General features: G+C 52.0%; 26 protein-coding genes. 12 read left to right on the forward strand and 14 right to left on the reverse strand.

What is annotated here, in order from left to right:
• Positions 1-62: 62 nt before the first annotated feature.
• Positions 63-854 (forward strand): FAD binding domain-containing protein, encoded by a 792-nt coding sequence (locus GOV45_RS17775; protein ID WP_170480271.1) that lies wholly within the window; start codon positions 63-65, stop codon positions 852-854.
• 29 nt (positions 855-883) lie between these two features.
• Here GOV45_RS17775 and GOV45_RS17780 read toward each other — a convergent pair whose 3' ends face one another.
• Complete coding sequence (locus GOV45_RS17780) at positions 884-1,798, reverse strand: MurR/RpiR family transcriptional regulator (protein WP_170480272.1); 915 nt, start codon at positions 1,796-1,798, stop codon at positions 884-886.
• A gap of 117 nt (positions 1,799-1,915) precedes the next feature.
• On the opposite strand from GOV45_RS17780, the gene GOV45_RS17785 reads away from it, so the two are divergent.
• Positions 1,916-2,680 carry a 3-keto-5-aminohexanoate cleavage protein gene (locus GOV45_RS17785; RefSeq protein WP_367648694.1) on the forward strand — a complete coding sequence of 255 codons (765 nt, stop codon included), beginning with the start codon at positions 1,916-1,918 and terminating at the stop codon, positions 2,678-2,680.
• On the forward strand, positions 2,677-3,993 hold the full coding sequence (locus GOV45_RS17790; protein ID WP_170480276.1) for an aspartate aminotransferase family protein: 1,317 nt from the start codon (positions 2,677-2,679) through the stop codon (positions 3,991-3,993). The genes GOV45_RS17785 and GOV45_RS17790 overlap by 4 nt, the downstream gene beginning before the upstream one ends.
• 52 nt (positions 3,994-4,045) lie before the next feature.
• Here GOV45_RS17790 and infC read toward each other — a convergent pair whose 3' ends face one another.
• The 7 genes from infC to cobA form a co-directional block, all read right to left on the reverse strand.
• Entirely contained in the window at positions 4,046-4,594 is a 549-nt protein-coding gene (gene infC, locus GOV45_RS17795; protein WP_170480668.1) for a translation initiation factor IF-3, read from the reverse strand.
• Between the two features lie 159 nt (positions 4,595-4,753).
• A complete protein-coding gene (locus GOV45_RS17800; protein WP_170480278.1) occupies positions 4,754-5,587 on the reverse strand; it encodes a ferredoxin--NADP reductase in 834 nt (277 codons plus the stop codon).
• 108 nt (positions 5,588-5,695) lie between these two features.
• The gene (locus tag GOV45_RS17805; RefSeq protein WP_170480280.1) at positions 5,696-6,103 is read right to left on the reverse strand and encodes a DUF934 domain-containing protein; all 408 of its coding nucleotides are present in this window, start codon (positions 6,101-6,103) and stop codon (positions 5,696-5,698) included.
• Positions 6,100-6,861, reverse strand: coding sequence for a phosphoadenylyl-sulfate reductase (locus GOV45_RS17810; protein ID WP_170480281.1), 762 nt, complete (start codon positions 6,859-6,861; stop codon positions 6,100-6,102). The genes GOV45_RS17805 and GOV45_RS17810 overlap by 4 nt, the downstream gene beginning before the upstream one ends.
• On the reverse strand, positions 6,851-8,515 hold the full coding sequence (locus GOV45_RS17815) for a nitrite/sulfite reductase (RefSeq protein ID WP_170480283.1): 1,665 nt from the start codon (positions 8,513-8,515) through the stop codon (positions 6,851-6,853). Before GOV45_RS17815 ends, GOV45_RS17810 begins: the two co-directional genes overlap by 11 nt.
• Before the next feature lie 64 nt (positions 8,516-8,579).
• Positions 8,580-8,894 (reverse strand): DUF2849 domain-containing protein, encoded by a 315-nt coding sequence (locus GOV45_RS17820; protein WP_170480285.1) that lies wholly within the window; start codon positions 8,892-8,894, stop codon positions 8,580-8,582.
• A complete protein-coding gene (gene cobA, locus GOV45_RS17825) occupies positions 8,894-9,670 on the reverse strand; it encodes a uroporphyrinogen-III C-methyltransferase (RefSeq protein ID WP_170480287.1) in 777 nt (258 codons plus the stop codon). The genes GOV45_RS17820 and cobA overlap by 1 nt, the downstream gene beginning before the upstream one ends.
• Positions 9,671-9,813: 143 nt before the next feature.
• On the opposite strand from cobA, the gene GOV45_RS17830 reads away from it, so the two are divergent.
• On the forward strand, positions 9,814-10,293 hold the full coding sequence (locus GOV45_RS17830; RefSeq protein WP_170480289.1) for an Lrp/AsnC family transcriptional regulator: 480 nt from the start codon (positions 9,814-9,816) through the stop codon (positions 10,291-10,293).
• Positions 10,294-10,303: 10 nt separating this feature from the next.
• Here the strand turns inward: GOV45_RS17830 and GOV45_RS17835 are convergent, their stop codons facing one another.
• Positions 10,304-11,485 carry a cytochrome P450 gene (locus GOV45_RS17835; RefSeq protein WP_170480291.1) on the reverse strand — a complete coding sequence of 394 codons (1,182 nt, stop codon included), beginning with the start codon at positions 11,483-11,485 and terminating at the stop codon, positions 10,304-10,306.
• A gap of 47 nt (positions 11,486-11,532) precedes the next feature.
• On the opposite strand from GOV45_RS17835, the gene GOV45_RS17840 reads away from it, so the two are divergent.
• The 5 genes from GOV45_RS17840 to GOV45_RS17860 all read left to right on the forward strand — a co-directional run bounded on the left by GOV45_RS17840 (position 11,533) and on the right by GOV45_RS17860 (position 17,952).
• Complete coding sequence (locus GOV45_RS17840; RefSeq protein ID WP_170480294.1) at positions 11,533-13,266, forward strand: sensor histidine kinase; 1,734 nt, start codon at positions 11,533-11,535, stop codon at positions 13,264-13,266.
• A complete protein-coding gene (locus tag GOV45_RS17845) occupies positions 13,263-14,492 on the forward strand; it encodes a sigma-54-dependent transcriptional regulator (protein WP_170480670.1) in 1,230 nt (409 codons plus the stop codon). Before GOV45_RS17840 ends, GOV45_RS17845 begins: the two co-directional genes overlap by 4 nt.
• A gap of 289 nt (positions 14,493-14,781) precedes the next feature.
• Positions 14,782-15,783 carry a DctP family TRAP transporter solute-binding subunit gene (locus GOV45_RS17850; protein WP_170480296.1) on the forward strand — a complete coding sequence of 334 codons (1,002 nt, stop codon included), beginning with the start codon at positions 14,782-14,784 and terminating at the stop codon, positions 15,781-15,783.
• 115 nt (positions 15,784-15,898) lie between these two features.
• Positions 15,899-16,576 carry a TRAP transporter small permease gene (locus GOV45_RS17855; RefSeq protein WP_170480298.1) on the forward strand — a complete coding sequence of 226 codons (678 nt, stop codon included), beginning with the start codon at positions 15,899-15,901 and terminating at the stop codon, positions 16,574-16,576.
• Positions 16,576-17,952 carry a TRAP transporter large permease gene (locus tag GOV45_RS17860; protein WP_170480300.1) on the forward strand — a complete coding sequence of 459 codons (1,377 nt, stop codon included), beginning with the start codon at positions 16,576-16,578 and terminating at the stop codon, positions 17,950-17,952. The genes GOV45_RS17855 and GOV45_RS17860 overlap by 1 nt, the downstream gene beginning before the upstream one ends.
• A gap of 71 nt (positions 17,953-18,023) precedes the next feature.
• On the opposite strand, the gene tpiA is transcribed toward GOV45_RS17860, so the two are convergent.
• Entirely contained in the window at positions 18,024-18,773 is a 750-nt protein-coding gene (gene tpiA / locus GOV45_RS17865; RefSeq protein WP_170480302.1) for a triose-phosphate isomerase, read from the reverse strand.
• A 125-nt stretch (positions 18,774-18,898) separates the two neighbouring features.
• Here tpiA and GOV45_RS17870 point away from each other — a divergent pair, with 125 nt between their 5' ends.
• On the forward strand, positions 18,899-19,813 hold the full coding sequence (locus GOV45_RS17870) for an isopenicillin N synthase family dioxygenase (RefSeq protein ID WP_170480304.1): 915 nt from the start codon (positions 18,899-18,901) through the stop codon (positions 19,811-19,813).
• Here the strand turns inward: GOV45_RS17870 and GOV45_RS17875 are convergent.
• A complete protein-coding gene (locus GOV45_RS17875) occupies positions 19,810-20,175 on the reverse strand; it encodes a HesB/IscA family protein (protein ID WP_170480306.1) in 366 nt (121 codons plus the stop codon). The genes GOV45_RS17870 and GOV45_RS17875 overlap by 4 nt on opposite strands.
• A gap of 188 nt (positions 20,176-20,363) precedes the next feature.
• On the opposite strand from GOV45_RS17875, the gene GOV45_RS17880 reads away from it, so the two are divergent.
• On the forward strand, positions 20,364-20,699 hold the full coding sequence (locus GOV45_RS17880; protein WP_170480308.1) for a hypothetical protein: 336 nt from the start codon (positions 20,364-20,366) through the stop codon (positions 20,697-20,699).
• A 242-nt stretch (positions 20,700-20,941) separates the two neighbouring features.
• Here the strand turns inward: GOV45_RS17880 and GOV45_RS17885 are convergent, their stop codons facing one another.
• The 3 genes from GOV45_RS17885 to GOV45_RS17895 all read right to left on the reverse strand — a co-directional run bounded on the left by GOV45_RS17885 (position 20,942) and on the right by GOV45_RS17895 (position 22,570).
• On the reverse strand, positions 20,942-21,304 hold the full coding sequence (locus tag GOV45_RS17885; protein WP_170480310.1) for an SUF system Fe-S cluster assembly protein: 363 nt from the start codon (positions 21,302-21,304) through the stop codon (positions 20,942-20,944).
• A 97-nt stretch (positions 21,305-21,401) separates the two neighbouring features.
• On the reverse strand, positions 21,402-21,680 hold the full coding sequence (locus GOV45_RS17890; protein ID WP_170480312.1) for an NfeD family protein: 279 nt from the start codon (positions 21,678-21,680) through the stop codon (positions 21,402-21,404).
• Positions 21,680-22,570, reverse strand: coding sequence for an SPFH domain-containing protein (locus GOV45_RS17895; RefSeq protein WP_170480314.1), 891 nt, complete (start codon positions 22,568-22,570; stop codon positions 21,680-21,682). The genes GOV45_RS17890 and GOV45_RS17895 overlap by 1 nt, the downstream gene beginning before the upstream one ends.
• 174 nt (positions 22,571-22,744) lie before the next feature.
• Between GOV45_RS17895 and GOV45_RS17900 the strand changes: the two genes are divergently transcribed.
• Positions 22,745-23,656, forward strand: coding sequence for a nucleoside hydrolase (locus tag GOV45_RS17900; protein WP_170480316.1), 912 nt, complete (start codon positions 22,745-22,747; stop codon positions 23,654-23,656).
• The last annotated feature ends 32 nt before the right edge of the window (positions 23,657-23,688 follow it).

Raw genomic sequence — 23,688 nt, forward strand, 5'->3', positions numbered from 1 at the left:
ACCCCAAGGATTTTAATTGCCAGAAGAAGGGCGGTTCCGCGCCTTTTGGAAAGGAAAACGAAATGTACAATTTCGAGTTCGAAAAACCCTCAACCATCGCCGATGCAGTTGCTGCGATGGGAGGAGAAGAAGCTCAGGCATTGGGGGGCGGGCAAACCTTGATCCCTACGCTAAAGCAGCGATTGGCCGCACCATCGTCTTTGGTATCTTTGACAGGCATCCCAGAGATGCGCGGTGTTTGCGTCGAGGATGATGGGTCAGTTTCTATTGGTGGCGCTACGACGCACGCTGCCGTGGCCGCTGATGCGGCTGGCAACTATCCCGCGTTGGCGGCCCTGGCCGGTCAGATCGGCGATCCTGCAGTTCGAAACCGTGGTACCATTGGTGGCTCGATTGCCAACAACGATCCTGCAGCCTGCTATCCTGCGGGTGCGCTCGGCTCAGGAGCAACGATCGTTACCAATAATCGCCAAATTTCTGCAGATGACTTCTTTGAGGGTATGTTTAGCACCGCCCTGGAAGAAGGCGAGATCATCACGTCGGTCCGCTTTCCAGTGCCTCAGGCGGCAAGCTATCAGAAGTTCTTGCAACCAGCCTCCCGTTTCGCGTTAGTCGGGGTATTTCTGGCACGGTTCGCCGACGGCGTTCGAGTCGCGGTAACCGGTGCAAGCGAAGATGGGGTGTTCCGCTGGTCCGAAGCAGAACAGGCGTTGAGCAAAGAATTCCGCCCAGACGCTCTGATGGATCTCAGGATCAATGCAATGAATATGATTGCCGACTTGCACGGTAGCAAAGCATATCGCGCACATCTTGTTAGCGTGATGACAAAGCGCGCCGTCGAAGCGTGTATGTAACTATAGACGAAAAAACAAAAAAGCCTCGGCTAATAACCGGGGCTTTTTATTTTCTTTACGCGGGGCAGTCGTGATGGTTGCCAATATGCCCCCGTATCTTCGCGGGCTTTCAAGTGAAGTTCGGCCCGGTCACGCGCGGCGTCACCGCCCGCAGAAACGAGATGCCCCAACAAACACTCCAAAACAGCCATCGCCCCCGAAAAGCTGGAGAAATGGTGCAATGATCGTGTGCTTACTGGTAAAACCACGTCTGCCGAGATACCTGGCGCGATTACATCGCTGTCGGACATCATTATCAGCTTGAGTCCTTGTTTTTTTGCAAATCGCATCGCTTGGATCGTATCGGCAGAATAGGGTTGAACAGTTATTGCAAACAGACAATCCCGTTCATCCGCACTAAGCAAATCATCGATTGCCGAGCCAACATGCCGAGGCGCTAGTTTAAGCCCAGGATGCGCCATTCGCCCTGCATAATGAAAATAATTTGCCAGGGCATAACTGGCGCGAGTTGCTGTGACATAACAACGATTAGACTGCATAATCAATTGTGTCGCCGCGCCTATCGTTTCAGGTTCCAGCAACCTTAGGGAGCGGGACACAACATTCAATTCGTTCCTGGCGAATTCCGCCTGCGCAGTTCCGTAATTCCCGGATTTATCTGATTGGTCCAGCCAATCCTGACCTAGTTTTTCTTCGGCATCCGTAACCAATGCAGACCGAAATGGTTGGCGGAACGCGTTGAAACCGTCAAATCCCATTTTATCGGCCAAGCGGACTAGTACGTTTGGGCTTACTCCGATCTTTTGAGATGTGACCCGAATTGGGTCGATCCCAAAATCACCCGGGTGATCAATAATATATTTTGCAGCTGCCTTTAGTTGCGTTGGCAAATTGTCGATGTCGCGACGCAATCGATTTGTCAGTTGTGTTACATGGAGTTCCATATCAAGAAAAAAACATATGTTTTGGAAATTACAAGTGCGAAACGTTTGGGCTGAACGTAGATCGCAACTATAGCGCCTAAAATGTGGGCTATGGGTAGATTAATCAGGAAGAACATCGTGTCGCAATTAGATGCAACTGGGCCTTACATTCTGGTTGCTCCAAACGGAGCAAGACGCCGGCTTACGGATCATCCGGCAATACCGATTTCAATGGACCAGATCGTTTCAACGGCGAAGGCGTGTTATGATGCTGGTGCTCGTGGCTTACATTTACACGTTAGGGACGACTATGGCCGGCATTCTTTGGACGCTGGCAGGTACCTCGAAACTATTTCGGAACTGCAACAAAATGTACCTGCGATGGATGTTCAAATTACGACTGAAGCAGGTGGTATGTATGACGTTGAGGCGCAATATCTCTGCCTGTCAGAAGTTAAGCCCAAATGGGCTTCGATTTCAGTCAGAGAGGTTGCAAAAAACCCTGAACTCGCGGCACGTATATACAGCCTTTGCGAGGATCAAGGAACCCGCGTACAGCATATCCTGTACGATGCGGCAGATACTGATCTATTGATTGAGTGGCAAACTGAGTGTGTGGTTAAACCGTCGCAAGTGGACAGACTTTTGGTGTTGGGACGCTATTCATTGGACCGAAATTCAGTGCCTGAGGATATCGAAAAATTTCCCATCGACACTTCTCCGTGGATGGTGTGTGCCTTTGGATCGCAGGAGCATACTTGTTTGGTTAACGCGGCATTGCGCGGAGCTGATGTTCGGGTTGGGTTCGAAAACAGCTTGACCATGGAAACTGGTCAACAATGGGTCGACAATGCCGCATCAGTCGCAGCATTAGTGGCGCAGATAAAAGGTAGATCAAGATGAGTCATGTTTTCCCACGTCACACAAAATCTGAATTGCCGACCGCAATAAGCGGGGAGGGTTGTTATCTGATCGACAGTCAAGGGCGGCGATATTTGGATTGCGGCGACGCTGCGGTTTCGTGCTTGGGGCATTCGAACAAGGCAGTCATCCAAGCTGTTCAACAACAAGTGGAACAGATTGCCTTTGCTCACACCGGATTTATGACTTCGGAACCAGCTGAGGCTCTTGCTGACCTGCTCATAAAATACGCTCCGGGAGAACTGGATAGAGTCTATTTTGTGTCCGGTGGATCAGAGGCAACGGAGGCAGCGATCAAGCTGGCTCGGCAGTACTTTCTTGAGATTGGACAGCCCACTCGAAGTCACGTCATCGCACGTCGTCAGAGTTATCATGGCAATACATTGGGTGCATTGTCGGCAGGTGGGAATGAGTGGCGCCGGGCACAGTTCTCTCCGATGTTGATAGAAATGAGCCACATAGCACCCTGCTACGAATATGCCGAAAAAACCGCCGCTGAGAGCAGTTTTGAATATGGGCAACGAGTGGCCAATGAACTGGAGACAGAAATTCTACGTCTTGGACCAGAGTCGGTCATGGCATTTATGGCCGAACCTGTAGTGGGCGCGACATTGGGAGCAGTTCCTGCCGTTGATGGATACTTCAAACGGATCAGAGAGATTTGTGATCAATACGGAGTGTTATTGATTTTGGATGAGGTCATGTGCGGCATGGGACGGACCGGGCACCTGTTTGCGTGCGACCATGACGGCGTGGTGCCAGACATTCTGTGTATCGCAAAGGGACTAGGCGCCGGATATCAACCAATCGGCGCCATGATGTGTACCGGAAAAATATATGACGCTATTCGCGACGGATCGGGTTTTTTCCAACATGGCCATACTTATGTCGGACATCCAGTTGCTACTGCTGCAGCTTTGGCGGTTGTGACAGAATTGACCGAAAGAAACCTGCCGGAACGGGCGGGCGTCAAAGGTGAAAACCTGCAATCGGCATTAGAAGCGACGTTTGGCCAACACCCGAATGTCGGCGACATTCGGGGAAGGGGACTTTTCCGAGGAATCGAATTAGTTTCCGAAAGAAACAGTAAGACCCCATTTGATCCCAACAACGGAATCGCAGGTAAGGTCAAAAAAGCAGCCTTGGCCGAAGGGCTGATTTGCTACCCGATGTCAGGTACCCGCGACGGCCGAACAGGAGATCACATATTGTTGGCGCCGCCGTTTATAATCCAAGACTCTGAGGTCGACGAGTTGGTGGTAAAGCTGAAACGCGCTCTAAATAACGTATTATAAAAAGGGCTCCACCCACTTTTGAAAGAGCCCTTAGAATAAGAAATGCGCAATCTTACTTTTGTGGTAGCGGCCCAATCATCATGATCATTTGACGGCCTTCCATCTTCGGCATGTTTTCTATCTTGCCGATTTCCTGAATGTCTTCAGCGACGCGTTCGAGCAACTCGCGCCCGAGATTTTGGTGCGCCATCTCACGGCCACGAAAGCGTAGAGTTATTTTGACCTTGTCGCCCTTTTCAAGGAACTTTACGACGTTTTTCATTTTGACGTCATAGTCATGCGTGTCGGTGTTCGGACGGAATTTGATTTCCTTCACCTCGATGACTTTTTGTTTCTTTCGGGCTTCGCTTTCGCGTTTTTGCTGTTCGTATTTAAACTTGCCAAAATCCATGATCTTGCAGACCGGTGGGTTCGCGTTGGGCGATATCTCGACCAGATCGAGGCCAGCTTCGGCGGCAAGTTGCATGGCTTTCGCGGGATGAACCACCCCGACATTTTCGCCATCAGCGCCTATCAGGCGAATTTCGGGGGCACGGATTCTGTCATTTACGCGCGGTCCGGTTTCTCTCTGCGGTGGCGCGTTGTGAGGTCTGCGAGCTATGGGTTCATTCCTTTGATGATTTCAGAAATTCGAGCCCGGAATTTAGACGTCTCCGGGCATCGTTTCAAGCGGCATAACGGGGTATTACACCGAAAAATCTAAGTTTTGTCTGGGGTTTTTAGCAGGCAAGGTAAGTTTTAGCCCTGCCTTTGAATTGTGTCAGCCCACAAAGGCCTTTTCGACCACGAATTCTTTGGGTTCGGAATTAGCGCCTTCGCGCAAGCCGAAACCTTCCAGAATAGCTTTAATGTCGTGGTTAAAGGCGAGACTTCCGCAAACCATAGCACGATCTGTCTCGGGCCTTATTCCACCTTCGACACCCAAATCAGCGAATACAGTTCCGTCCTGCAACAAGGTGGTGATACGTCCCATCTTTGGACTCTCTTCTCTTGTTGTTGTCGGATAATATCGAATCTTGTCGGCGAAGTCTTCGCCGATGAGTTCGGCCAGTAACTCGTCCTGCCGAATGTTGTCGATCAATTCCTGGCCATAGTTCAACTCGGCCACGTCGCGACAAGTGTGAGTGATGATGATCTCGTCATAATCTTCATAAGTCTGTGGTTCGCGCAGCAGGGAAGCAAAAGGAGCGAACCCAGTTCCTGTGGCAAAGAACCAAATACGCTTGCCCGGCAGGAGCGCGTCGTGCACCAGTGTGCCAACTGGTTTGGGTCTTAGAATGATCTGATCGCCAGGTTTGATATGCTGCAGCTTGGACGTAAGCGGGCCATCCTGAACCTTGATCGAGTAAAACTCCAATTCTTCGTCCCAGGAAGGGGAGGCGATAGAGTAGGCACGCAACAGCGGTTTACCGTTATCACCTAACAGTCCGATCATAACAAATTCACCTGAACGGAACCGTAAAGAGGCCGGGCGTGTAACTTTGAACGAAAACAAACGGTCCGTCCAATGTTTGACGTCGGTCACAGTTTGGGCGTCTGGCAAGACGGGAGCCTTAACGGCGGTTGCTTCGGTCACGGATTTCATCTCTGTCATCGTTTCGCTGCCGATCTGCTAAACCGACATCTCCGTTTAATCTTTGATCCAAGTCAGGAAAAGGGGCAGATTGTCCCTTTCGGCGTCTTACGTTGAAGCGTCGGTTGATCAGCCGCGAAGACGCGCCTGATAGTTGTGCTCCTGCCAATCGGCTCTGCTCAGCCATTGGTCTTCGGGTTGGCGGGCAGCCAACGCGTGATCAATCTCAATCTCATCAAATCCACTTCTTCGGGCCATTGCATATTGATCAGCCAACACATGGCCCTTGGCCCTCAATCGGCCTTTATAGCCTTTCAGGCGCAATGTCCGCGCGATGGTAAAGCCGCGACCGTCAGCAAAGGACGGGAAGTCCACGCGAACCATTCGGGAGCTGCCCAAGCGTTCCATTAACTCGTCAGGGTCTGTGTCTGAATTCACATCCAGCGCGACAACATCATTAGCCGCATCATCAAGTGTGACGAAACCGTCTGTCCAGTCGTCAGGGGAAAACCCCCCGTCGGTAACAATTACGTTCATGTTTTTTCTCCGGTACGGACCATTTTTCCATCAATGAAATGGATGCCGCATTCTTCTTTGTTCTGATTGCGCCAACGTCCGGCGCGCGGGTCTTCGCCCTCTTTGACCGACGATGTGCAAGGGGCGCAACCGATCGAAGGGTATCCTTTTGCCACCAGTGGATGTCGTGGTAAGCGATTTTCGTCCATATAGGCACGTACGTCTTCTGGTGCCCAATGTGCCAACGGGTTGACCTTGATCCGACCTGTTCCGTCTTCGACTTCGAAGAACTCCAGAGTGGCCCGAGTGCCCGACTGAAAGCGCTTTCGCCCTGAAATCCAGCCGCTGTAGCCAGAGAGTGCCTGTTGCAAGGGAAAGGTTTTCCGCAGATTGCAACAGGCGTCTGTATCATGAACGTGAAGGGCGCCATATGGGTCGTCACGCTGTACATCTTCGTCATTCGCTCGAATAATACGTACGTTGCTCAGCCCCAGCCTATCACTAACTTCATGCTGATACTCCAAGGTCTCAGTAAACAGCATCTGCGTATCAATGAACAACACTGGTGTAGCCTTATCGACTACTGCCACCATGTGCAGCAAGACGACTGATTCCGCTCCAAAGCTGGAAACCAGGGCAAGATCTTCGATTTCTGCCAGCGCGCCATGCATCACGTCATGAGCACTGTGGTGCCGGAACCGATCATTCAGCGCACCGACTTGCTGTGTCAGCGCGCGACGATCCCGGCCAAGTTCCGTTTGTATCAGGTCAAGCGGCATTCGCTCGAGCCTCTGGATAGAGAGCAGCCTTGAACGGCGCCATTCCAACGCGACGGTAAGTTTCCAGGAAGGTCTCTTCGGTGCCGTCTCGCTGCTCCAAATAGGTTTCTACGATACGTTCCACGGCAGGCACGATTTCGTCGTAAGCAAAACCAGGCCCGGTGCGATCACCAACCGCGGCGGATTCGGTTGCGTCGCCACCCAATGTAATTTGATAGTTTTCGACGCCAGCACGATCCAAGCCAAGAATACCAATATGGCCTACGTGGTGGTGGCCACACGCGTTAATGCAGCCCGAAATCTTGATCTTCAGGTGGCCGATATCATGCTCAAGTTTCAGCTCGTCGAAGCGGGTCGCTATCTCTTGTGCAACCGGGATTGAACGGGCGGTTGCCAGCGCGCAGTAATCCATGCCGGGGCAGGCAATGATGTCGCTGATCAGGCCGATATTGGCTGTGGCCAGCTCATACTCTTTCAGCTTGGCATGGATCACCGGCAGGTCCGACTTGTGGACATGCGGCAGAATCACGTTCTGCTCATGGCTGATGCGCAGCTCGTCATAGGCGAACTCTTGGGCCAGATCCGCCATCACGCGCATCTGCTCGGCAGTCGCATCACCCGGTGTCTGACCGTGCTTCTTGATCGAGATCGTGACGATCGCGTGGTCCGCGTTCTTGTGCGGTGCGATGTTGGTATCGACCCACGAACGGAAGACCGGATCGTTGGTATAGGCGCCTTCGAACGACGCAACCGAACCTTTGCGGAAGGCCGGAGGTGCAAAGTGGCCTTTGATCTCATCCAGCAGAGCCATATCGGCGCCCTTGAACTGCGGGCGAACCTGTAGGAAGCGCTCATTCACCTTGGCGCGGATGGCGTCGATGCCATGTTCGTGCACAGTGATCTTAATGCGGGCTTTGTACTTGTTGTCGCGGCGGCCGATCTGGTTCCACACGGACACCGTGGCTTCCAGATAGGCCAGCAAATCGTCAAATGCGACGAACTCGGACAGCTCCTTGCCGATCATCGGAGTGCGGCCAAGACCGCCACCCACGATAACCCGGGCACCAAGAACGCCGTCACGTTCAACCAGTTGCAGGCCGATGTCGTGCGCCTTTATCACTGCGCGATCGTTCTCCGAGCCGGTAATAGCGATCTTGAACTTTCGCGGCATGAACTGGAATTCCGGATGGTCGGTGGACCATTGACGCAGAAGTTCAGCGTAGGGGCGGGGGTCCGCAATTTCATCTGCCGCGGCACCCGCAAAATGGTCGGCAGTAACGTTGCGAATGGTGTTGCCCGAGGTCTGGATGGCGTGCATGCCAACCTCGGCCAGCGCATCCAGCATATCCGGCACGTCATTCAGTTTGGGCCAGTTGTACTGGATGTTTTGACGGGTGGTGAAGTGACCGTACCCTTTATCCCACTTCTCGGCTAGCAGGGCCAACTGGCGCATCTGAGCGCTGGACAGCGTACCATAGGGAATAGCTACTCGCAGCATGTAGGCGTGCAACTGCAGATAAAGGCCATTCATCAAACGAAGTGGTTTGAATTCATCTTCGGTCAAAGAGCCGTCAATTCGACGTTCAACTTGAGCGCGGAACTGCGCGTTGCGCTCTGACAAAAATGCTGCGTCAAACTCAGAGTAACGATACATGATTAGTTGTCCTTAAATGCAGCCCCGAACCTTGGGGGCCTTTACGGGGAGAGAAGGCCGGAGGTCAGGCCCGGGGCTGCGGGGAAGTTTCCTGTTTGCCATGGGCATAATTGGACGGGCCAGTCCGTCGGAAATCTTCCCGAAAATGGGTAGGTTCAGGACCTGAGTCACCCGCCACAGCATCAGCGAGATAGGCGCCGACAATCTTGCTGTACTGGCGTTCGGCATCTAGCAATCGAACTTGCGCGTGTGCTTCGTCGGTGATCAGTTCCGCATCAGAAAAATCGCGAGACCAACGGTCATCTTCTGTCAGGTAAACCACATCTCCTTCCAACAGATCGTTGGCGGTGACAACTTTGGGTGTAAAAGCGCGGGCCATCAGGCAAGCTCCTTGTTGAAATCTTTCTGTGCGGCGAATGCGTCTCGCGGCGACAAACCGTAAAATGTCAGCGCAGGTCCGTTCATCTCAGCGGCGGTCAGATCGGCTGACAAACGATCCAGTGTCGTGTGCAGCACGCACTGATCAGAACGCGACGCGTTTTCGACAATGGTAACGGGTGTATCGCGATCTGCCCCATGCATGATCAGACGGCCCTGGATGAATCTGGCGGATTTTTTGCCCATATAGATTGCGGCCACAGAGCCAGGGCGCGCCAAAGCAGCCCAATCGTGATCAGCAAACCCGTTCACATCGTGGCCCGTTAGAAATCGAACGGAAGAGTTACGTTCTCGCCGAGTGAGGCTTTGGCCAATTGTCGCTACTGCTGCCGACGCTGCAGTAACACCGGGCACAATGCGCCATGAAATACCTGCAGCCTCAACGGCATCTATTTCTTCATCAAGGCGGCCAAAAACGGTCGGGTCGCCAGACTTCAAACGAACGACACGCTGATACTTGGTTGCGTATTCGACCAGCAGTGCGTTTATGTCACTTTGTTTCCATGACGGGCCAAAACCGGCTTTGCCTACATCCACTAGGGGCGCTTTTTTGCCGGCCAGCTCGAGCACTTCAGAACTTATTAAGCGGTCATGCAGAACAACGTCCGCCAATTCAAATGACCTTATCGCCTTAACGGTAAGCAGTTCTGCATCGCCGGGGCCAGCGCCGACAAAATCGACGTGACCGGGTTGAACTTTGTCTTGATGATGCTGCATTTGGCGATCCGGGCGCGGTTTGACTTACCTCACAATATAGGAAATATTTCCTCTATGACGCCATAATGCGTGAAAAAAAAGAACATTTGTTCCAAATTTTACTGCCGAAGGAACAAGAGTTTCGAAACGAGAGGAAAACAAGAATGTCGGTGCGAATAGACGCCACAGACCAGAAAATTCTGTTCGAGCTGCAAAGAGACGCTAGCCAATCTCTGGATGAGATCGCAGCTCGTGTTGGTAGTTCGAAGACACCAGTTTGGAATCGCATACGAAAGCTGAAGGGTGCTGGTGTTATAGGTCAGCAAACTGTCTTGCTGGATGCCGAGGCGTTAGGTTTCGAGGCGACATTCTTTGTCCTGATCCGAACTTCGGAGCATGAGGCTGAATGGCAGCGTAAATTTCTCAACGCATTGCGAAATCGCCCCGAAGTTCAAGAAGCGCATCGGCTAGCAGGCGACATCGACTACATTCTGAAGGTTCGGGTCAAAAATGCCCGCGCATACGATGCGTTTTATCAAAACCTGATTTCCGAGGTTCGGGTTCACAACGTCACCGCCTTACTATCGATGGAAGAAATTAAGTCCACAACCATGTTGCCGTTGAATGCGATTTCCCTGGACTAACACGCGAAATTCATGCTTGGACCATTAAGTTTGACAGGCCGTGAAAGTGATAGGTGTCAGCGTACCGCGCCTTTTCAATGAGGCGCAAATTTGGGCATCTATCGAACAAAACGCGCAACGCAATGCGCATCTCAAGTCGCGCAAGAGGAGCTCCGACGCAGAAATGCAGCCCTCCGCCAAAACTAACATTAGCAATTGCTTTGCGGCTGGGATCGAATAAATCTGGCTGCGGCCAAACCTCGGGGTCTCGGTTTGCTGCCGCTAACAGTAAGGCGATTTGCTCACCTCTACTGAAGGTATTTCCAAAAACTTCGACATCTTCATAAGCGTATCGCGTGAACATGTGCAAAGGTGGATCGTACCTTAAGACTTCCTCGACCAATTGGTCTAAGGGGTTGGAAAATAAGTCCTGAGAAAAGGCTCCATCAGTCAGTACAGCATTTAAGCCATTTCCAAGGGTGTGCACGGTTGCTTCATGTCCCGCGTTCAGCAAAAGTATGCAGGTTGCAATTAACTCATCTCTGTTTAGCTTTTCACCATCTTCTTCCGCTTGAATCAAACGTGTGATGAGGTCGTCTTTCGGATCGTTACGGCGGTGTTCGATGTATTCGTTTAAGAACGCACTGAATTCGCTTGAAGATTGGGCAGCCGCGTCTTCGGTTTGCCTTGTCCTGCCTGCCTGATACATAGCGACCATATCGTGCGACCAAGCCAGAAGTTGTGGGGCTATATCCTCAGGCACCCCGAGCAAGCGACAAATAGTGATGACGGGAACTTTATTGCAGTATGCTGGCAAAAGATCGAACGGTTCTTTGGGAAATTCGTCGATCAGACTATTGCATAGCTCTTCAATGCCCGTTGACATCGCTGAGATAGCCCGGGAAGTGAACGCGCGCAGAACCAATGCCCGCAACCTTGTGTGACGAGGCGGTTCAAGCTCAAGCATTGAGTTGGCCTCGACCGACAACCAAGGGGCTAGATGCGAGGGTCCCGGCGAAGCCATTTCAGGCGGAACCTCGCGGCCAAAGCGACGATCACGCAACAGGGACAGGACAGCCCGGTTAGATACAGCCGCAACCATCCCGTAATCTTGCCAAAATAACAGGTCGCCATATTGTCGAGCTTCAGCATAAAAGGAATAGGGGTTCTGTACGAAGGACGGGTCAGTAGGAGATTGTGTCAACGTCTTCATGAACCGCACACTTGCCATGGCGCCCGTCGAATGCAAGACCCTAAAGCATGCATCGGTTATGGATCATACTAGGGTTTCTCTCAGCGGTTGGGCTATTGTCTGTGGGCGTTTGGACCTATGCGTATCGTCAAGCTCTCTCGCAACTAAGTGAAAAGGCAGAGGCGGACCTCGAACTTGCGGCCGACAGGTTGAGCACACAGATGCAGGTGTACCAAGAATTGGCTGTGTTGATGGCAGACCACCCGGGCCTGCGTACTCTCGAAGACGCATCGCAGAAACGGGCAGCGCGGTTACTGTTGTTGGACGTGGCGGACAAAACTGCTGCAGTCAACATTATGTATTTGGATCGCAAAGGGCAGGTTCTGGCGGCAGCACAACCGACGCCACAACCAAGTTTAGCGAAACACCCTGCATTTAAACGGGCAATGCAAGGCGCCTTGGGCACTGCGCATGGTGTCATGCCGAACAGCGATGATCGTACATATTCATATGCTGCGCCTTCTTTCGGTCCTTTTGGGGAAATTGAAGGCGTCTTGATGGTCGTCGCAGACGTTCAGGATGTGGAACAAACCTGGCGTGGTAGCACCGAGGCGGTATTCTTCGTCGATTCCGATGGGATCGTCTTTATCTCCAATCGGTCTGATCTTTTGTTTTGGCAAAGGTCCGAAGGGCAACCCGGACTGGTCCCTCCCAACGGTGGGTCCGTTGATTTCGCCTCAATTCACGTTGGGGTTCACGAGGTTTGGAAACTGAACTGGGGCCGTTATCTGCCTAATCGCGCACTGCATCTTACGCTTGATCTTCCAGTGATCGACATGACGGCGGAGGTGTTGGTGGACGTCGCACCCGCACGGCGCTTAGCTATTTTACAGGCCGCTGCCGTTGCTGCGATTTGTTTGGCATTTGGTGCATTTTTGTTTCTTGCGACCGAGCGTCGACGTGCGCTGTCCGAAGCTAATGCGGTATTGGAAAGCCGCGTTGCGCAGCGAACACGCGCCCTCACTGCCGCAAATACTGCTCTGCGCCACGAGGTTTCAGAAAGACAAGAGGCGGAAGCGGCCCTTCGACAAGCACAGGCTGAGCTTGTGCAAGCTGGTAAGCTGAGTGCGTTAGGGAAAATGTCAGCAGGGATCAGTCACGAACTGAACCAACCACTGATGGCAATTCGGCAATTTGCTGACAATGGCTCTGCGTTTCTTGATCGTGGAAACGAGTCGCGCGCTGGGGAAAACTTGGGGCGGATTTCCGAAATGGCGGCTCGTATGGCGCGGATCATCAAGAACTTGAGGGCATTCGCCCGAAACGAAAGCGAACCCATGGGTAGGGTTGATCTCGTTCAGGTCCTCAACACAGCTGTGGAACTGACCGAAACTCGTTTGCGCACTGATGGAGTCGATTATGACTGGGAACCTCCAACTACACCGGTATGGGTTTGGGGCGGCGAAGTTCGTTTAGTTCAGGTTTTTGTTAACCTTATCACCAATGCCGCGGATGCTATGGAGGGATCCCAAAACGCAAGAGTCAAAATAACACTACACACTGATAGACGGCCAAGGGTCTCGGTTCGAGACACCGGGCCAGGCATCGAGGACCCGGATCGTATGTTCGAACCTTTCTACACCACTAAATCAGTCGGCAGCTCGGAAGGTATGGGGTTAGGCTTGTCAATATCGTATGGGCTTGTTCAGAGTTTCGGGGGCGACATACGGGGCAGGAACACACCAGAAGGAGCTGAATTTACTGTCGAGCTTGACCCCTATACCAAGGAAAAGGCGGCATAATGCGCAAAGTTCTTTTGGTCGACGATGATCCTGCTGTTCGCGAAGCTCTGGCACAGACACTAGAACTTGCGGACTATGAACCGGTTTCCACAGGTTCGTTTGTAGCTGCCAAGGATCATATTCGAAGGGATTTCGCAGGAGTAATTGTATCTGACATTCGTATGCCGGGTCGCGATGGTTTTCATCTGCTTACATACGCCCGAGACATCGATCCAGAGTTACCGGTTATTTTGCTTACCGGAGAAGGCGACATACCAATGGCGGTTCAAGCTATGGGGAAGGGCGCCTTCGACTTTCTGGAAAAACCTTGTGCCGCCGACGATTTAGTGTCGGTGCTGAAAAGAGCGTTCGCCGCCCGTGACGAAATACTCGATCAGCGAAAACAAAAACGGGAACTAGAGAAGGGTGACCCTGCGGCGCGCATGTTGTTTGGGTTGTCGGATCAAGCGGAGGCGCTGCGGGCCAGGGTTAGGACAGTAGCCGCAACCAAAGCTGAGGTTTTAATTAAGGGTCCGACCGGTAGTGGTATTTCCAAAGTCGCGGAAGTCGTGCACTTGATATCCGCCAACGGACAGGGGGCTTTTGTAAAACGCCCTGCGTCGGGCTTGTCGAGCCAAGAGTTGATACAAAGCTGTGAGGACGCAGCCGGTGGCTCGTTGTTTCTGGATGAAATTTCGGCAATGCCCACCGCGACTCAATACGCGGCACTGGACATTATGGAAAAGGGTTCCCTTGCACGGATCATCGCCGGATCGACAGCTGATCTGGAGAAATTGTCTGCAGATGGGCAGTTCAACGCAGATCTTTTCTATCGATTGGACGTAATGCGTGTAAGGATCCCATCGTTGGCTGAACGGCCCGAGGATATTCCCGTTCTTTTCCGGCAATACGTCGACCAGGCCGCAGAGCAAGCGGGATTGACGGCACCCGACGTATCCTCGGAACACCTTGCGGCACTGATGGCGCAGGATTGGCCGGGTAATGCCAGATCTTTAATGTCGGCGGCGATGCGTTTTGTGCTTGGTATGCCAGAAGAGGCCGCAAAAGCTGCGGATCAGGGTTTGAATGAACAGATGGCCAGCGTAGAGCGTTCGCTGTTGATCGCGGCTTTGGGGCGACACAACGGTAAGGCTTCGGAGGCGGCAAAAGCGCTAAAGCTGCCGCGTAAAACATTTTACGACAAGCTCGCTCGTCACCAAATACGGCCCGAGGATTATCGAAGATAAAATCTGTTGCCGCGTCTTCGAAACATAAGTGCGCCTCGATCTGTTGATTCGATGTGTGCGGATTTTCGCACAGCCAGGGTGACCGGTGTGCGGGAATTCGCACAATGAATTCTGGATCATCTCTCAAACTCTTAACTGAGGGTCATAACACAATGTTTTTGTGGCAAAAACTGTTTTGCGAAGAGCTTGGAAACAAATCGTTGAGGTCCAAGCGGCGATTCGCTTCACTTCGCGCAGCGATCGCTGGCACAGCGTTCAGCAGTGAATTGAAGTCTGGGAGGAAAGACAAATGAAGTTTTTGACAACAGCTGCCACGGCTCTGGCCCTGTCCGTCACGGCCACGGCAGGTTTTGCCGCATGCGAAGAAGGCGAAATCGTCGTCAAATTTGCGCATGTGACAAACACAGATAAGCACCCCAAGGGAATTGCGGCATCACTTCTTGAGCAGCGCGTAAATGACGAGATGCAGGGCGTGATGTGCATGGAAGTTTACCCGAACTCCACGCTTTACAACGACGACAAAGTGCTTGAGGCGATGTTGCAGGGTGATGTGCAGCTAGCGGCTCCGTCGCTATCGAAGTTCGAAAAATTCACCAAGCAGTTCCGGCTGTTTGACCTGCCGTTCATGTTCAAGAACATTGACGCTGTGGATGCTTTCCAGGCGTCTGCTGACGGCCAAGCTATGAAAGACAGTATGCAGCGCCGCGGACTGCAAGGACTGGCATTCTGGCACAATGGCATGAAGCAGATGTCGGCTAACAAGCCTCTTATGGATCCGTCAGATGCCGACGGCCTGAAGTTCAGAGTTCAGTCGTCAGACGTTCTGGTTGCCCAGATGGAGGCAATTGGCGGCAGCCCGCAAAAAATGGCATTCTCAGAGGTTTATGGTGCGCTGCAGCAAGGCGTTGTGGACGGACAAGAGAACACTTGGTCGAACATTTATGGCAAAAAATTCTTCGAGGTTCAGGACGGTATCACAGAAACCAATCACGGCATTATTGACTACCTTGTTGTGACGTCCGTTGACTGGCTAGACAGCCTTGACCCCGAAGTAAGAGAGCAGTTCCTAACCATTTTATCCGAGGTCACCGAGCAACGTAACAAAGAAGCTTTCGCCGTAAACGAAGCTGCAAAAGCCTCGATAACAGACGCCGGTGGCATTATTCGCGATCTCAACCCAGAACAGCGTCAGGCTTGGGTCGATGCGATGAAGCCTGTGTGGGACAAGTTCGCAGATGACGTAGGTCAGGACAAAATCGACGCCGCTCAGGCGATCAACGCAGGGTTCTGATCCCTGATCGGGTCGCGCGTCTGACGACTGGGGAGTGATCGACGCGCTGGCCGGGCGGGCCACATTTGGCCCGCCGCACTTTACTCTCGTTACAAAAAAATGCGGGGACAGATAAATGTCTGGTTCAAAAACCGGCCAAGGCGGGTTGGTTGACCAAATCGAAGAAACCATGATTGCGTTGCTGTTGGGTCTTATGACAGTTGTGACTTTCGCCAACGTGATCGCGCGGTTTGTGTTCAACTCCAATATTCTTTGGGCTCTTGAACTAACGGTCTTCACTTTTGGCTGGTTAGTTCTTTTGGGTGCATCATACGCCGTTAAAAAACACGCCCACCTGGGAGTGGACGCTATCCTTAATATGCTTGCGCCTGCACCTCGTCGCATTCTAGCCTTGATAGCCGTTGCGTGCTGCCTTGTTTTCTCGTTGCTGCTGTTGAAAGGGTCCTACGACTATTGGGCCGTCTTCGCGGACTTGCCACCAACATCTGGTCGCTGGTTTCCAACTGGGTTCGATGCCGGCGCGCGTAGCCAAAGTTTTTATGAAGTAGATGACATTCCAATGGTTGCACCGTTGCGCTTTCTGGAAGACCTCATCAACTACGGCGAAGGCTATGAAAAACTTCCCAAGGTGGTGCCGTATCTTGTTCTGCCTGTTTCCATGCTGCTGCTTGTGATCCGATTTTCACAGGTCGCCGTGCAGATCTGGCGCGGTGAGACTGATCGCCTTGTTGCCAGCCACGAAGTTGAAGACGAGATCGAAGAAGTTCGGGCTCAGCAGGGAGAGCACGACTAATGGACGTAATACTTCTATTTTCGATGGTCATCGGCCTGCTGTTGATCGGGGTTCCGATCGCCGTAGCTTTGGGCCTAAGCTCAACCCTCTTTCTGTTGATCTACTCCGACAGCTCGCTGGCCTCTGTCGCCGGCACGCTCTTTGAGGCGTTCGAGGGTCACTTTACTCTGCTTGCGATTCCTTTCTTCATATTGGCCTCATCCTTCATGACGACCGGTGGTGTCGCGCGAAGGATCATTCGCTTTTCAATTGCCTGCGTCGGTCACTTGCCAGGAGGTTTGGCGATTGCCGGTGTCTTCGCCTGTATGTTGTTTGCGGCTTTGTCCGGATCCTCTCCGGCCACAGTCGTTGCAATCGGTTCCATCGTCATCGCGGGAATGCGCCAAGTCGGTTATTCCAAAGAGTTTGCCGCCGGTGTGATCTGTAATGCTGGGACATTGGGTATCCTGATCCCGCCATCAATTGTGATGGTTGTCTATGCTGCAGCTGTCGAAGTTTCAGTTGGGCGAATGTTCCTTGCCGGAGTTATTCCGGGCCTGCTTGCAGGTTTAATGCTTATGGTCACCATCTATGTCATGGCAAAGGTGAAGAACCTGCCAAAAGGCGATTGGAAAGGGTGGGGCGAAATAGTCGTTTCGGCCAGAGAGGCCGGTTGGGGTCTGTTTCTTATTGTCATCATTCTGGGCGGAATCTATGGCGGTATTTTCACCCCGACGGAGGCTGCGGCCGTGGCTGCGGTTTACGCCTTCCTGATTGCGAGCTTTGTCTACAAAGATATGGGCCCGTTAAGCACTGAAGGTGAGGCGTCAAATATTTCTCTGCTGAAGAAACCTCAGGCACTGATTACGGCGTTTTTTCACCCAGATACAAAGCACACGTTGTTTGAGGCCGGAAAACTGACTGTTACGCTGCTGTTTGTGATCGCCAACGCCTTAATCCTGAAACATGTACTGACAGACGAACAGGTGCCGCAACATATTGCCAGCGCAATGCTTTCCGCGGGTTTGGGTCCGGTAACTTTTCTGATTGTGGTCAATGTAATTCTGTTGATCGGTGGTCAGTTCATGGAACCATCCGGCCTTTTGGTGATCGTTGCGCCATTGGTATTTCCAATCGCGATCGAACTGGGAATCGATCCGATTCACTTGGGCATCATAATGGTCGTAAACATGGAAATCGGAATGATAACGCCCCCGGTGGGATTGAACCTGTTTGTGACTTCGGGTGTCGCGGGGATGCCAATGATGGGCGTGGTGAGGGCCGCGCTGCCCTTCTTGGCAGTGTTGTTCGTGTTCTTAATATTGGTCACTTATGTCCCTTGGATATCGACCTATTTACCAAACACGTTTATGGGGCCGGAAATCGTCACGAATTAGAATATCTACAATGAAAGGGGTCGGACCCTTTGCGGGCCCGACTTCTCTTTTTTGAACATAATCAAGTAATGTCAGGCGTTTTCCAACGCTTGAATAATGCCTGAGAAGTCTTCTGCCTTAAGGCTGGCGCCGCCTACCAACGCGCCATCGACGTTTGAAACGGAAAAAATTTCGGAAGCATTTTTCGGCTTTACCGACCCACCGTACAGTAACCGGATCGAGCTTGCTGAGGCCGCGCCAAAGCGGTCTTCAAGTTTTGCCCGCATAAAGTCGTGAACTTCGCAAATCTGATCCAGAGTGGGAACTTTGCCTGTTCCAATTGCCCAGATAGGTTCATATGCCACGACTAGGTTCTCTCCGATTGGTTGGTCCGGAATAGAACCCGACATCTGTTCACCTATAACATCCAGTGTTTCCGCAGCCTCGCGCTGCTCTAGGCTTTCCCCCACACAGACGATGGCAATTAGTCCGGCATCCTTCGCTGCGATGGCCTTAGCTCTTACAAGTTCATCGGATTCGCCATGATCCTGCCGCCTCTCAGAGTGGCCCAGGATCACGTATTCGGCGCCCGCATCTTTTAGCATCTCGGCGCTCAGATCGCCGGTGTGTGCACCGGCAACTAGTGCGTGGCAATCCTGTCCACCCACGATCACGCTGTTGGCCTGAACAGCCTGAGCTGCCCGATGCAAAAGCGTAGCAGGTGGGCAAATCAGGATGTCGATATCTGGATTTGGGTACAAACTAGAGAGTTTCTCTAATTCCGCGAGAGAGGTAGCCGTACCGTTCATTTTCCAATTGCCCGCTGCAAGTTTGCGCCGCATCTCCAACTCTCCGTTGTGAAAATTTCGTAGCATTTCAGTTAGCACCCCTATCGAAAGCTTACAATTCCGCTTGCGGTCAGTTGCATTGCAGGGCAGGAGTTTCGCGCGAATAAATCTGGTGCGAAATGATAGACAACCTAAATCTTGAAAAATTGGATCAACGCGACTCCGCAGAACTAGCCCGACTAGCGCGAGGGGTACGGGAGCTTGGCTTTCTTACAGTTTCCGAAACCGGACTGAACGAGCAACAACTTAAGGACGTTTTCGACGCCTATCGTAATTTTTTTCACTTGCCCGAATCTGAAAAACAAACGGTCAACATGGCTGCCACCGGATCGAACCGGGGATGGGGTGCGCCAAAGTCAGAGCAATCCAACCCTGATGCTAATCCCGATTTCAAAGAAGTTTTCGACTGTGGATATGAGCTTCCACCCGGAGACCCTTATAGCACCCGAAATCTCAGCGTTTATGCACCCAACCTGTGGCCAGAAAATCCGCCTGGATTTCGTCCGACAATCGAATCTTACTACAGCACCGCCTGCAATGTCGCGATGAGGGTGCTTCGGGCTATCGCCGTAGCCGTCGGTCGTGATGAAGCCAGTTTTGACAACGCGTTCGACACCCCGATGGCGCTGCTACGTGGAAACTATTATCCGCAGCGCCCTCGATGGGCCGGAGAAAAAGACTTCGGAATTGCCGAACACACTGACTATGGCTGCCTGACCTTGCTGGCAACCGATGGAACACCTGGGCTTGAGGTGAAATTGCCTGATGGAAGCTGGCAACTGGTTCAAGCTGGACCCGGTCAATTCATAATAAATTTCGGAGAAATGTTGGAACTCTGGACTTCCGGAGAGGTCAAAGCGACGTTGCACCGTGTGAAAGGAGGGGGACAGGAACGGATTTCGATCCCACTATTCCTCAACCCGTCATTCGACACAAATGTCGCCCCGCCGCGTTCGGGTGAAACCATAACCGCAGGCGAACATTTGACGCGGCGGTTCAACGAGACCTATGTACATCTGCAAAAAGCGTCCTAGGACTGGGGCGCGATGTTTTCGTCGAATTTGATGGACTCACCGCAGCCACAGGCATCAACTACGTTGGGGTTGCGAAACTTGAATCCTGATTCAAGCAACGACACCTCATAGTCGATTTCGGTTCCAAAGAGGAACATCTGGGCCATCGGAGCAATAATAACGCGGGCGCCGTCCTGTTCGACGACTTCATCATTTGGATCTGCCTGATCGACGTAGTCCATGGTGTATTCCATCCCGGCGCACCCGCCCTTTTTCACACCGATGCGCAGCCCGGCATGACCACCCGACTGCATCAGGCGAACAATCTGCTCGGCGGCTTTAGGCGTCATGGTAACGGCCTGTTTGCCCGGAATACCAAACATAGAAAACTCCAACTTCCACGTGCTGGCACCAATTTAGGATGGACAGAAGCCGGGCTCAAGAGACGTCAAACAAAGACATGCAACAATTCTACCTACGTTTCGTCAATTTGAGACGGGTTGCGTGTGATTGGTGGATGGAGTTAGCCTGCCTGAAATATAGAATTAGTTAAATTGGAAGGCATCGAGCAATGGCCCAACTAAGTAAATTCTACAACAACAATCTGACGCTGATGGCTGCCTTAGGATTGATGTGTATTGGACACGCGCAATTGGCAGTCGCTGACACAAAACGCCATCCAGTCGGTTGCGCCACAGCCGAAGGCGATTTACGTGCAATAGCGGCAGAGAAAAAACATGCCCAAGATCAACAGGTTGAAAGCGTTTTTTCCATCACTCCGGCCGGCGCACTTTTGGGTTTAGTTACCGGAACCGAAGACAAAAGGCTCGAAATGCTGTCCGGTGAGTATGTCAAGCAACTGGACGAACGAGCCGCAGAAATAAGAGCGAAGTGTAACGTTAAGTAATTAAACAGACCGTTCTTTGGCGACAGCGGTCCGCAGCGGACCAAAATTGTAGGGATGGCAGGAACCAAAGGCCCGCGCAGTTCGCGTAATACGTTTCGGCAGCTGGCCAGTTGGAAAAGACGCCCTTAACCTTCATGTCCCGCGCAGGACACAACCAGCAACAATATGACATTCCGGAAACAGTTATTTACCAACCTACACATCGCTTTGTATCGGCCAAACTTGTTCAGAACATACCGGAGTTACATAAAGCCCAGTTCAAGACGTGCTTCGTCGGACATCATTTCCATGCCCCACGGGGGTTCCCAAGTGAGCTCTACATCGACTTCCTTAACACCGGCAACCGGTTCGATCGCCTCAACGATCCAACCCGGCATTTCGCCAGCTACCGGGCATCCCGGCGCCGTTAAGGTCATGATGACCTTGACGACATTTTCGTCACTGATATCAATCGTGTAGATCAAGCCCAAGTCGTAGATATTGACCGGAATTTCAGGGTCATAGACCGTTCTACAGGCGTCAACCACGGGCTCGTACAAAGGATGCTCGATAGTAGATGGAGCAATCAAAGGACTGCCTTCAAACTGTTCGCTTGGGTGGTTCATCTATGCCTCGGGTTTGTTACCTGACGAATTATATAGGGAAAGACCCCGGCACCGTCCAGAGGCGGTATGGTGCCCGAGATGCGGGCACCGTACCGGTTCATTCGTTAATGTCGTGATCAAAGGTTTTTACTTGCCCGTGCGGCATTGCGAACATACGGCGCAATACCAACCAAACGATCAGTGACAAGGCAGCAAAAATTAGAAGCAACACAGGCAATGTTGGCGTCATTCCAGAGATAAGCAACAAAATCCCGGTTGCCGCTCCGCCGACGGCAAATCCCAAAAAGATAAAACCGGGCAGGAACACTTCGAGAATGGCCAGTGAAATGGCGGCCGCTATCCAGATCCACCATGTCAACCAAAATGGATCAGCCATTACTTATTTCCTTTCAGCATGTTAAACGCATTTCCGAATGCTTCTAGCGCGTTTGCAGGGACAACAATAGTCTGAGTTCCGCTGCCGTTACCGAGCGCGTTCAGAGACTCAACCTGTTTCAGCGCGACCTGATATTGCGCGGCCTCCAGCCCGTTTTCCTGGATTGCTTTGGCAACGACACCAGTGGCATAAGCCTCTGCCTCGGCCTGAATACGTCGCGCTTTGGCGCTTTGCTCGGCTGCATAAAGCTCAGCTTCAGCCTGAAGCTCGACAGCACGCTTTTGACCTTCGGCCTCGGTCACTTGCGCGCGACGCGCGCGTTCGGCGTTCAATTGCTGCAACATTGCGTCACGGGTGGCCTGGTCAAGATTCACGTCTAGGATTTCAGCCCGGGTTACTTCGATTCCCCAATCGTCAACTGCAGTTTCAACACTCTCTTGAATGCGTGTTATCAGTTGCGCGCGGTTAGATTGCACTTCATCTAGGTCCATTTTACCGATTTCCGCGCGAACTATTCCCGCCACAGTCGTGGCTATCGCTCCGTCGACATCGCGAATACGATAGACCGTCTTTTCAGGTTCAAGGATACGGTAAAACACCGAAGTGTCGATTTGAACAAGTACATTATCCTTGGTGATCGCATCCTGTGTGGCGTTGGGCAACTGACGCTCTAGAATGGATATCTTATGCCTTGCAACATCTAGAAAAGGAACAATAAAATTAATTCCAGGACCAAGAACAGAGTGCAGACGCCCAAATCTTTCGACAACATATTTTTCGGATTGCGGAACTATTTTTATGCCTTTGAATATAACGGCAATTATGAACGCCGCCGCCAGTAAGTAGATTATGTTTGAAGAAATCAGGCCTATTATCTGGTCTTCGGTCATGTCTGTCCTCTATTATTGTGTACGATAGTATACATTTGGGGATTGAGTCAGCAGATATCAACTCTGGTTGGAATTGAGGTCGCAACGTTGAAAGTTACTAAGCTGATCATGTCAAACGAAATACCCGTGAAGTGATTGCTTTGCATCCTGTTCTGACTGCGATATCGGACGGTAATGAAGCTGATTATTGATACAGACCCCGGAATTGACGACGCAATGGCAATTGCATACGCAGCAGCCGCGCCTGAAATTGACTTGATCGGTCTTACAACCGTATTCGGAAATACTCTGATCGACCAGTCCAGCCGAAATGCCAGGTTTCTTTTGGATAAACTCAATCTAACCGTACCTGTTTCTCAAGGTGCGTCTTGGGCTTGGGGTAGGGACAGTCATCGCGCTTCGGTACATGTTCATGGCCCAGAGGGATTTGGGGACGTTACAGACATTCCCGACCTTGGCAAAAACCACCACATGCCTGCAGCCGAGTATCTGGTCGAGATGGCCCGATGCCACAAAGGTCAATTGACAGTTTGCGCCGTGGGTCCATTGACCAATATCGCCGACGCAATCGCGCTTGATCCTGCGTTCTCGTCCAATTTGGCGAGATTGGTGATTATGGGAGGTGCGGTATTTTGCCGAGGCAATGTCACGCAACACGCCGAGGCCAATATACACAATGACCCCATTGCTGCGCAGTCTGTTTTTGACAGGCCTCCTGAGACGGTTTTGGTCGGTCTGGATGTCACAATGCAAACCCTTTACCAAGGTTCGGATTTCGATGCTTTAGCCAAGCAGTCCCCGGATTTCGGAGGGTTTTTGCGCGATATTTCGGACTTCTACCTGAGGTTTTATCAAGACATAGCTGATCAGGATGGCTGTGGATTGCATGATTCGACCGCAGTAATTGCCTGTAGTCACGAGGATATGTTCGAGACTGTCGAAACGGGCGTGAGAGTTGTTCAGGACGGTCCAAGCGTAGGTCGGACCGTACCCGACCCCAATCGGCCAGCGATAAAAGTGTGTCAAGATGTCGACGCTGTGGGAGTGGTTAATCTGTTCACAGAGCGGTTAAGTTCACTTCCTTGACGGGTTGCAATGCCTCGACAGATGAGGCAAAG

This window comes from Ruegeria arenilitoris (genome assembly GCF_013035425.1).
GTDB lineage: Bacteria > Pseudomonadota > Alphaproteobacteria > Rhodobacterales > Rhodobacteraceae > Ruegeria > Ruegeria arenilitoris_A.

Coding starts and splice junctions, on each gene's coding strand:
- GOV45_RS17775 (WP_170480271.1), top strand. CDS start 63: ATGTACAATTTCGAGTTCGAAAAACCCTCAACCATCGCCGATGCAGTT.
- GOV45_RS17780 (WP_170480272.1), bottom strand. CDS start 1,798: ATGGAACTCCATGTAACACAACTGACAAATCGATTGCGTCGCGACATC.
- GOV45_RS17790 (WP_170480276.1), top strand. CDS start 2,677: ATGAGTCATGTTTTCCCACGTCACACAAAATCTGAATTGCCGACCGCA.
- GOV45_RS17800 (WP_170480278.1), bottom strand. CDS start 5,587: ATGACAGAGATGAAATCCGTGACCGAAGCAACCGCCGTTAAGGCTCCC.
- GOV45_RS17805 (WP_170480280.1), bottom strand. CDS start 6,103: ATGAACGTAATTGTTACCGACGGGGGGTTTTCCCCTGACGACTGGACA.
- GOV45_RS17810 (WP_170480281.1), bottom strand. CDS start 6,861: ATGCCGCTTGACCTGATACAAACGGAACTTGGCCGGGATCGTCGCGCG.
- GOV45_RS17815 (WP_170480283.1), bottom strand. CDS start 8,515: ATGTATCGTTACTCTGAGTTTGACGCAGCATTTTTGTCAGAGCGCAAC.
- GOV45_RS17820 (WP_170480285.1), bottom strand. CDS start 8,894: ATGGCCCGCGCTTTTACACCCAAAGTTGTCACCGCCAACGATCTGTTG.
- cobA (WP_170480287.1), bottom strand. CDS start 9,670: ATGCAGCATCATCAAGACAAAGTTCAACCCGGTCACGTCGATTTTGTC.
- GOV45_RS17830 (WP_170480289.1), top strand. CDS start 9,814: ATGTCGGTGCGAATAGACGCCACAGACCAGAAAATTCTGTTCGAGCTG.
- GOV45_RS17835 (WP_170480291.1), bottom strand. CDS start 11,485: ATGAAGACGTTGACACAATCTCCTACTGACCCGTCCTTCGTACAGAAC.
- GOV45_RS17840 (WP_170480294.1), top strand. CDS start 11,533: ATGCATCGGTTATGGATCATACTAGGGTTTCTCTCAGCGGTTGGGCTA.
- GOV45_RS17850 (WP_170480296.1), top strand. CDS start 14,782: ATGAAGTTTTTGACAACAGCTGCCACGGCTCTGGCCCTGTCCGTCACG.
- GOV45_RS17855 (WP_170480298.1), top strand. CDS start 15,899: ATGTCTGGTTCAAAAACCGGCCAAGGCGGGTTGGTTGACCAAATCGAA.
- GOV45_RS17860 (WP_170480300.1), top strand. CDS start 16,576: ATGGACGTAATACTTCTATTTTCGATGGTCATCGGCCTGCTGTTGATC.
- tpiA (WP_170480302.1), bottom strand. CDS start 18,773: ATGCGGCGCAAACTTGCAGCGGGCAATTGGAAAATGAACGGTACGGCT.
- GOV45_RS17870 (WP_170480304.1), top strand. CDS start 18,899: ATGATAGACAACCTAAATCTTGAAAAATTGGATCAACGCGACTCCGCA.
- GOV45_RS17875 (WP_170480306.1), bottom strand. CDS start 20,175: ATGTTTGGTATTCCGGGCAAACAGGCCGTTACCATGACGCCTAAAGCC.
- GOV45_RS17880 (WP_170480308.1), top strand. CDS start 20,364: ATGGCCCAACTAAGTAAATTCTACAACAACAATCTGACGCTGATGGCT.
- GOV45_RS17885 (WP_170480310.1), bottom strand. CDS start 21,304: ATGAACCACCCAAGCGAACAGTTTGAAGGCAGTCCTTTGATTGCTCCA.
- GOV45_RS17890 (WP_170480312.1), bottom strand. CDS start 21,680: ATGGCTGATCCATTTTGGTTGACATGGTGGATCTGGATAGCGGCCGCC.
- GOV45_RS17895 (WP_170480314.1), bottom strand. CDS start 22,570: ATGACCGAAGACCAGATAATAGGCCTGATTTCTTCAAACATAATCTAC.
- GOV45_RS17900 (WP_170480316.1), top strand. CDS start 22,745: ATGAAGCTGATTATTGATACAGACCCCGGAATTGACGACGCAATGGCA.